Consider the following 7,602-nt stretch of genomic DNA (forward strand, 5'->3'; position numbering starts at 1 on the left):
TAATTTTGTCGGGTTTAGCCGGCTTCTCGCGGCAAGGCCACTCGAACCTGCCGATGCAAGGCGGATCGGAGAAGAGCCGGACGCAAGGGTTGCGGGCTGAACGTCGGACGGTTGACAGCTGTCAACTTGTCCATCTCCGCCTCCGGACGCGCCTGCGAACCGGAGTTGACAGCTGTCAACCTTGCAGCCGCGTCGCCCGTGACACCGTTGCGGCGCACCACTTCAACCGCACACCGCTGCGACGGACCAAGGGTGAGTTGACAGCTGTCAACTCACGCCGCCCGGCGGCTGTCGTGGGAGAGCAGCGCCATGATCATCGGGCCCGGGCTGAAGGCGCCCTCGCTGGCGCGGCGACTCAGGCTGCGCAGGTAGCCTCCGGGATTGCGGATCGAGGCGAAGCGTTGAAGCATCGCTACCACGGCGATCGCTGCCGTTTCCGCCCCCATCTCGGCCTGCGCCTCCTCCCAGGCGGAGGGCGAGATCCCCATCATCCCCCTGAGCTGCCCGGCAGCCCCGCAGAGATCGCGCCACGAGCGGATGTCGGGCGCGTAAGGCGCGAGGTCCGGACAGGCCTTCAGCACCAGCGCGAGCGGAAGCGCCGGTTCCCCGCCCGTCACGCCGGTGCCCCTTGCCTCGTCTTGGCAAGGTTCAAGATCAGGAGAGTCTGGGTTTGAATTGGTATGGTGCCGCCCATTTTGCACGGCACTGGCGTTCGTTTTCCCCGATGAAGGAAACAGGCGCGCCTGGATATCCCCAAGGATCAGGTCGAGATCGGCCACCAGTTGCGCGATCTGACCCGCATCGAGACGCCGGCGCAGGGCGCGGCGGATGGGGGCCAGCGCGGGCTCGAGGTCGAGCGGATGGCCGGTCTCGACCGCGTAGGCCGCAAGCTTCGTCACGTCGCGCAGCTTCAGCACCAGCCCGGTGCGGGCGCGGTCGAGCGCCTCGGCCTCGGCCGTCACCTCGGCGGCGGCCGCGGCGATCTCTTCGGCACGGACGAGCAGCGGGCGCAGGTCGAAGCCGAAGGCCTGGCTCAGCGCGCCCGAGCGGTCGCGCTGCGCGTAGCGCTTGCCGTTCGCGCTGTCGCGGCGGGCGACGAGGCCGGCGGCAACCAGCGCGGCGAGGTGGCGCCGCAGGGTGCTTTCGGCCATGCCGTGGGCGCGGTCGGAGAGGCTGGCGTTGGAGGGAAACACCACCAGCGGCGCCTCGTCGGAAAGGCTGCGCGCGGGCAGGAAGCTCAGCAGCGCGTAAAGGACGGAGAGGTCGCGGTCGGTCACGCCGAAGCGCGCCCTTGCGGTGCGCAGGTCGTTGAAGAGCGTCCACTTGTCGATCTGGGCCAGCGTCGGGCAGTCCTGCGCGAGGCGCTGGCTTCTGAGGATCCCAGCCGTCACCGGCTGGCGCCCGAAGGGCGTCAGGGAGATGTGATGCATGGCGATGTCACGCGGCAAAAGGAAACCAGCCACCCGAAGGTGTTGACAGCCGTGCAGTCCCAAAGCTATTCTTGAGGTGCTAGATCAAGAACGGGCCTCTCGGGATGTCATGTCCTGGGGGGCTCTTTTCGTTCGGCCGTTCGGTGCCTCCGTGTTGTGGTTACTGCTCTCGTCTCACTTCCCGCCCTGGTCGTCCTGCCAGCGTCGGTGAAGATCGGAAAGGTTCTCGACCAGCCAGTCCTCGAAGCCCCTGGTCCGGCTGCGGCGCAGGCGCAGCACCACCGAGGCAGCGCCGCGGCTGACCTCGCCAAGCGCGCGGCCCTGGGCGTCGTTCAAGGGCTCGGGGCGGGGCAGGGCGCGGGCCCGGCGGCGGGCGCCGGAGAGGTAGGCGAAGAGCGCCTCGAACCGCTGGTCCGAGGTCTGGCCGGCCGCCGTCAGGGCCATGGTGCCGATCAGGGTGTCGGGGTCGTCCTCGGCGCTGGCCATCAGCTCGGCCAGCGCGAGCCAGCGGTCGCGCCCGATGCCGGGGGCGGCGCCGATGGACTCGATGACGGCCAAGGGCACACGCTCGGCCACGGAAAGCATGCGCGAAATCAAGGTCTTGTCGATGGCGAGCGCGTCGCAGATCGCCTTGCGGTCATAGCCCGCATCCACCATCTGCCGGGCAAAGTTCACCTTCTCGATGAAGGAGAGGTCACGGCGGGCGGTGTTCTCCTGACCCTGCGCCAGCACCGCCTCGCGGTCGTCGAGGTCGCGCACCAGCGCCTTGACCGGCTGGCCAAGGTCGCGGAGCGCGAGCACGCGGCGGCGGCCATAGACGATCTGAAAACGATTTTCGTCCGACGGGTGCGGCCGCACGAGAACCGGAACCTGCTGGCCATAGGTGGCGATGGAGCGGGCGAGTTCGGCATCCTCGGTGGCGTCGCTTTCCAGCCGGTCCTGCAGCCCGCCCGCGTCGATCAGGTGGGGGTCGATCTCGATCACCGCGCGGGCCTTGAGATCGGCGATCGAGCGCGAGACGGCGCCGATCGCGCCCTTGGTCGCGCGGGGGCGGTCGGTCTGCGGGGCAGGGGAGGGGGCCCCGCTCATCAACCCCTGAAGGATGTTCTTCCGGCTCATCCGCGCCCCCATGCCGACTGGATCAGGCTTTCGATCTCGCCATTCACGGCGTTCAGGCTCTCGATCGCGCGCTCGTAGGTCGAGCGGGTGAAGTCGCCCTTCTCCACCTCGTAGAGCGTCTGCTTGGTCAGGCCGGCATCGGCGATGGCGGTGGATTTCAGCACCGGATGGTTCAGCACATGGTCGCCGAACAGCGAGCGCATGAAGCTGACCATCTGGTTCTGCGGCCCGTCGCCGGGCTCGTAGCGGGTGACCAGATAGCGCATCCAGTCATAGCTCATGTCGCCCCCCGCATCGGCCACCACGCCGAGCAGGTTCGAGGTCATCAGCAGGAACTGGCACATCGACATGACGTCGAGCATCTGCGGATGGACGGTCACGAGGACCGCGGTGGCGGCGGAGAGCGCGGACATGGTCAGGAACCCGAGTTGGGGCGGGCAGTCGATCACGACGAGGTCATAGCTCGCCTCGATCTCTGCCAAGGCATCCGAGATCCTGGTGAAGAACAGGTTGCCACCGCGGACGGCGAGCGCGCGCGGGGTATCGTGCTCGAACTCCATCAGCTCGAGGTTGCCGGGCACGATGTCGAGGTTGGTGAAGTAGGTCTTGCGGATGACGCTGGAGAGGGGGAGGGGGTCGTCATAGCGGATCGCGTCGTAGAGCGTGCCGCCGTCGAGCAGGTCGAACTCGGGCTGGAAGCCGTGCAGCGCCGACAGCGACGCCTGCGGGTCGAGGTCGATGGCCAGCACGCGGTAGCCGTCGAGCGCGCATTTCTGCGCGAGATGGGCGGCGGTCGTGGTCTTGCCCGAGCCGCCCTTGAAGTTGATGACGGTGATGACCTGAAGGTGGTCGCCCTCGCGCCGGCCGGGCAGGTAGGTTCCGGGCGTTTTCGTGCCCTTTTCCAGCAGCTTGCGCAGTTCGAGGATGTCCTCGGACCGGTAGAGGCGGCGCCCGCCCGGCCCGGTTTCCGGCTGCGGGCCGCGGCCCTCGAGGCTGAGTTTCCGCAGGTAGGCGTCCTTGACGCCGAGCAGGTTCGCCACCTCGCCCGAGGTGAAGCGGCGCAGTTCCTTGCGCGCATCCGGCGGGAAAAGCTGGGCACGATGCGCCATCAGCCGTTCCGACAGACGCGCCGCGTGATCGCCCACAAGGCGGTCGATCCGTTCCTTGACCTGCATCCTGCTCTCCGCCGTTTGTTACGGCATTTTGAGTTATCTTCGCCTCGTAGCGTAATTGAATGCGCGAGAAGCGGGATTCGGGCAAGGGGAATCTTCCGCATCTTGTGGGCGGGGCGCCGTGGCCCGCAATAGGCTGGCACGGGACACTTCGCCGGCGGGTGAGGAGGGGGCGAGGTCACGGTCTTTGCCAAGGGCGCGCCCCTTCGGGCCACTCGCAATGCATCTTGTCTCATGGTAAGGTGTTTTCACGTTTCGCATTGTGGAGGAGCGCATGCCCGAATCGACGATGACCGTGAAGGGACAGACCACGCTGCCGGCGGAAGTGCGGCGGGCGCTCGGCCTCTCGGCGGGGGACCGGCTGCGCTATGTGATCCTTGACGGGGGCGAGGTGCGGCTGGTGAAGACGCGGCCCCTGGCGAGCCTTGCGGGGATGCTGCATCGCGAGGGCCGGGCGGTCGTGAGCCTCGAGGAGATGGAGGCGGCGATCGCGGAGGGCGCCCGCGAGTGATCGGTCTCGACACCAACGTGCTTGTCCGGTTCCTCGTTCAGGACGATCCGGCGCAGGGTGCGGCAGCGGCCCGGCTGCTGGGCGGCCTGACGCGGGACAATCCGGGCTGGATCTGCCGCGAAACGGCCATCGAGCTGGTCTGGGTGCTGGAGCGCGCCTATCGGCTGGGCCGGGCCGAGGTCGCGGCGGCGGTGGAGGGCCTGCTGGAAGCCGAGGAGCTGGTGGTGGAGGCGGCGGACCGGGTCGGTCTGGCCCTCAGCCGCTACCGGCAGGGCGGGCCGGGGTTCTCGGACCAGATGATCCTCATCGCGGCGGGGCAGGCGGGCTGCGAAAGGCTCTACAGCTTCGACCGGAAGCTGACGGCTGCGGGCGCGGAGCCGGTTCCCGCTGCGGGCTGAGGGCGGCTTCCTTCGTCGGTTTCCGCTGCGTCGGTCGCGCCTGGGGCGGCTGCCGTCCCGGCGCGGTCACAGCATTCCCAGCTTCCGGGCCCTGTCGAGCAGCATCCTGACAGAGGACGGCTGCCAGCTTGTCCGCCCGCGGGGGGTGCGCTCGCGCATGGCCTCGAGCCGGTTGCAGATGTCTTGCAGGGTGATGTCGGGGTCGGCGCCCCTGATGGCGGCGACGATGGCGGGCAGGCGGTCGTCGGCCAGCCGCCGCCCGGCGCGGCCCAGCACGGTCGCGGGCAGGAAGCCGTCGCGGACATAGGCGTTGACCGCGCGCAGCAGGCGGGCCTGCGTCCAGCGCCGGTCGCGGGGCAGGGGGGCGTTGACGATGCGCAGCACGTCCTCCCACGCCATGTCGGGGCGCAGGCGGCGGACGTGGGGCACCCAGTCCTGCGCGGTCTCGCCCAGCCGCTCCATGTAGCCATCGGCGCGGGCGAGGCGGACCTTGCGCAACGCCTCGGGGTCCCGCGCGCGCAGGCCCGGGTTGCCGCCGATGCGGCCCCTGGTGCGGGCGCTGGCGAGGCCGGCCCTGGTGCGCTCGCGGATCAGCGCGCGCTCGAACTCGGCGGCGGCGCCCAGGACCTGGAGCGTGAACTTTCCCTGCGGCGAGGCGGTGTCGATCGGGTCCTCGATCGAGCGGAAGAAGGCGCTCTTCGTCTCCAGCCGCTCGATCACCTCCAGAAGGTGCGAGAGCGACCGCGCCAGCCGGTCGATGCGGACGACGACGAGGGTGTCGCCGCGGCCGATCCGCTCCAGCACGCGGGCGAGGACGGGGCGTGCGCGGTTGCCGCCCGAGGCCTGTTCCTCGTGGATCTCGGCGCAGCCCGCCGATCTGAGGGCCTGCGCCTGGGGCAGGGGGGTCTGGTCCTCGGTCGAGACGCGGGCGTAGCCGATCAGGGGCATGGGGCAGGGCCGGTTTGCAGTTTGGCTTGTTGCGAGTAAACGACCGTTTGACCCCGGAGGCAAGGGGGCGCTGCCTGCTTCTGCAGCCTTGGTTTCTTCGCGCTCAGGCGCGACGAGAGCGGGATCCTCCGGGCCTTGGCGCAAGCATCGAAGATCTGTTGCGGCGTCCTTCCGGGAAGTCTTGTGTGGTGCGCATAATCGAATTTTATTGCGCAGCATGAATGTTATTGAACTGTCCGAATTGCAGACTTCATCATGCTCAGCCAGACGCCGTCGGGACGAAGGCGCGGAAGGCTCCTGGCTGCTTGAGGTTCCCGCACGTGAAGCCCAGCATGATCACCGCCATCGCGGCGCCCATGACAAGCGCCATCCACGCTCGGGCCTGGGAGAGGAAGACGTGCTCCCAGCCGCTTCTGGCCCTTTCTCGGCGGTGCGGCGGCCTGTGCGTTCGTCCTCGCCGCGATCCGAGGGGGGTGGTGGCGCTCGCGCTGCTCGTCTGCCTGCAAGATGCGATCACCTGGCTGTCGGTCCGCGTTCCGACGGTTCAGGATCTGGTCAGGAGCGAGCCGACACCGCTGCTGCACGAGGGTCGCCTTCTCGACGGCGCGCTGAAGCGCCAGCGCGTGACGCAGGACGAGGTGCGGGCGGCGCTGCGGCAGGGCGGGCTCGACGATCCCGCCTCGGCGCGCTCGGTCGTTCTGGAAACCGACGGCAGCCTGACCGTCATTCCGCGGTAGCCAGCCGCGCGGCCTCGGCCCTCAGCCGCTCGATATCCTGCGGAAGCTCCATCGCGCGGGCGGCGCGGTCCAGCGCCTCGTGCGACAGTGCGCGGGCCGCCGCCCCGAACAGGCCTGGGTCGTGCGCGGCCAGCGTCGCCAGCCCCTTCTGAAGCCGGATCTGCACTTCCAGCTGGCCCGCCCCGTCGCGCGCGATCCAGCGGAAGGCGTCCTCCATCAGGTCCGTGACCGACAGCGGCGCGACGTGAAGCTGCGGGTGGCGCACCTCCGGCTGTGGCGCCAGATCGTCCGACCAGCGCGCCAGCAGGCCGACCGAGGTGCCGATGACGTCGATGGCCGTGCCGGGGTCGTTGACGCCCGGCGACAGCGCGCGCGAGGCGACCTCGGACAGCACGATCAGGCCGAAGCGCGGGTCGTGGTCGAAGGACCGGTCGGGGCCGATGACGAAGGCCGCGCGTAGCCGCGCCCCGGTCTCTTCGTCGAGGAAGCGCGCCGCGCGCAGCATCGGGCGGGTCGGATCGAGATAGGCGCCCGGCCGGACCAGCAGGCACAGGGGGATGTGCTCGGCGGTGCGCGCGATCTCTGGGATGTTCACGGTCTCCAGATAGCCGAACCGATCCGGGAAGAGGTCGAAGCCGTCCGGCGGCGCCAGTCCCGGCAGTCCGCCCATGAAGGGATCTCGGGCATGGGCCGCGAGCGCCCCGGCGGTCGCCTCCTCCAGTCGGTCGATCACTTCCGACACGTCGCCAAGACTCGACAGCTGGCCGATCCAGCGGATAAGCGACAGGATGACCGCCGCGATGACGACGCAGGAGGCGAAGAACAGGACCACCCGCGAGGCATCGTTGTAATAGCTGGTGGACAGGCCGACGATGCCGACGATCGCGAAGATGAAGCCGCCGATGAAGGTCGAGATCGCGTTCTGGGCCGTGCGGTCCTGCATCAGAAGCGGCCGCGCCCGCGGCGTGGCGGCGCCGGCGGCGACCTGCATCGACGAGGCCATGATCCCGAGCGAGAAGATGGCCACCGCCAGCAGGGAATTCGCCAGTGCGTCGAGCAGGTCGTAGACGCCGTCGAGCCCGATCAGCCGCACCAGCCTGACCGGGATGAAGGGCGCAATCACCGGCGCCAGCAGCAGCGTGGCCACCGCCACCGCGGCATAGAGGGCCGGCCGGAACCAGAGCGAGCTGCGGGTTCTGGTCAGGATCCTCTCGACGTGGACGGAAATCATCACCCTCTCCCCGGCTGCAATCCAACGGAGACGGTCAAGTCCGGTTCCTGTCCGCA

General features: G+C 69.1%; 8 protein-coding genes. 3 read left to right on the top strand and 5 right to left on the bottom strand.

Annotated features, from left to right (window positions below):
* Positions 1-272: 272 nt before the first annotated feature.
* From repC to repA, 3 genes are all read right to left on the bottom strand, one after another.
* Complete coding sequence (gene repC / locus CK951_RS20850) at positions 273-1,430, bottom strand: plasmid replication protein RepC (protein WP_232520820.1); 1,158 nt, start codon at positions 1,428-1,430, stop codon at positions 273-275.
* A 174-nt stretch (positions 1,431-1,604) separates the two neighbouring features.
* Entirely contained in the window at positions 1,605-2,549 is a 945-nt protein-coding gene (repB, locus tag CK951_RS20855; RefSeq protein ID WP_096788149.1) for a plasmid partitioning protein RepB, read from the bottom strand.
* Positions 2,546-3,724, bottom strand: coding sequence for a plasmid partitioning protein RepA (gene repA / locus CK951_RS20860; RefSeq protein ID WP_096788138.1), 1,179 nt, complete (start codon positions 3,722-3,724; stop codon positions 2,546-2,548). The genes repB and repA overlap by 4 nt, the downstream gene beginning before the upstream one ends.
* A 271-nt stretch (positions 3,725-3,995) precedes the next feature.
* Between repA and CK951_RS20865 the strand changes: the two genes are divergently transcribed.
* Both CK951_RS20865 and CK951_RS20870 read left to right on the top strand, forming a co-directional pair.
* On the top strand, positions 3,996-4,232 hold the full coding sequence (locus tag CK951_RS20865) for a type II toxin-antitoxin system PrlF family antitoxin (RefSeq protein ID WP_096788139.1): 237 nt from the start codon (positions 3,996-3,998) through the stop codon (positions 4,230-4,232).
* Positions 4,229-4,630 (top strand): PIN domain-containing protein, encoded by a 402-nt coding sequence (locus tag CK951_RS20870; protein WP_096788140.1) that lies wholly within the window; start codon positions 4,229-4,231, stop codon positions 4,628-4,630. Before CK951_RS20865 ends, CK951_RS20870 begins: the two co-directional genes overlap by 4 nt.
* Positions 4,631-4,696: 66 nt before the next feature.
* On the opposite strand, the gene CK951_RS20875 is transcribed toward CK951_RS20870, so the two are convergent.
* The gene (locus CK951_RS20875) at positions 4,697-5,578 is read right to left on the bottom strand and encodes a recombinase family protein (RefSeq protein ID WP_096788141.1); all 882 of its coding nucleotides are present in this window, start codon (positions 5,576-5,578) and stop codon (positions 4,697-4,699) included.
* A gap of 476 nt (positions 5,579-6,054) precedes the next feature.
* Between CK951_RS20875 and CK951_RS20880 the strand changes: the two genes are divergently transcribed.
* Positions 6,055-6,315, top strand: coding sequence for a DUF421 domain-containing protein (locus CK951_RS20880; RefSeq protein ID WP_394341578.1), 261 nt, complete (start codon positions 6,055-6,057; stop codon positions 6,313-6,315).
* Here CK951_RS20880 and CK951_RS20885 read toward each other — a convergent pair.
* A complete protein-coding gene (locus CK951_RS20885) occupies positions 6,302-7,546 on the bottom strand; it encodes a DUF2254 domain-containing protein (protein ID WP_096788143.1) in 1,245 nt (414 codons plus the stop codon). The two genes, CK951_RS20880 and CK951_RS20885, sit on opposite strands and share 14 nt — an antisense overlap.
* Positions 7,547-7,602 lie beyond the last annotated feature (56 nt).

It is taken from the genome of Rhodobacter sp. CZR27 (assembly GCF_002407205.1).
GTDB lineage: Bacteria > Pseudomonadota > Alphaproteobacteria > Rhodobacterales > Rhodobacteraceae > Cereibacter_A.

Coding starts and splice junctions, on each gene's coding strand:
- repC (WP_232520820.1), bottom strand. CDS start 1,430: ATGCATCACATCTCCCTGACGCCCTTCGGGCGCCAGCCGGTGACGGCT.
- repB (WP_096788149.1), bottom strand. CDS start 2,549: ATGAGCCGGAAGAACATCCTTCAGGGGTTGATGAGCGGGGCCCCCTCC.
- repA (WP_096788138.1), bottom strand. CDS start 3,724: ATGCAGGTCAAGGAACGGATCGACCGCCTTGTGGGCGATCACGCGGCG.
- CK951_RS20865 (WP_096788139.1), top strand. CDS start 3,996: ATGCCCGAATCGACGATGACCGTGAAGGGACAGACCACGCTGCCGGCG.
- CK951_RS20875 (WP_096788141.1), bottom strand. CDS start 5,578: ATGCCCCTGATCGGCTACGCCCGCGTCTCGACCGAGGACCAGACCCCC.
- CK951_RS20885 (WP_096788143.1), bottom strand. CDS start 7,546: ATGATTTCCGTCCACGTCGAGAGGATCCTGACCAGAACCCGCAGCTCG.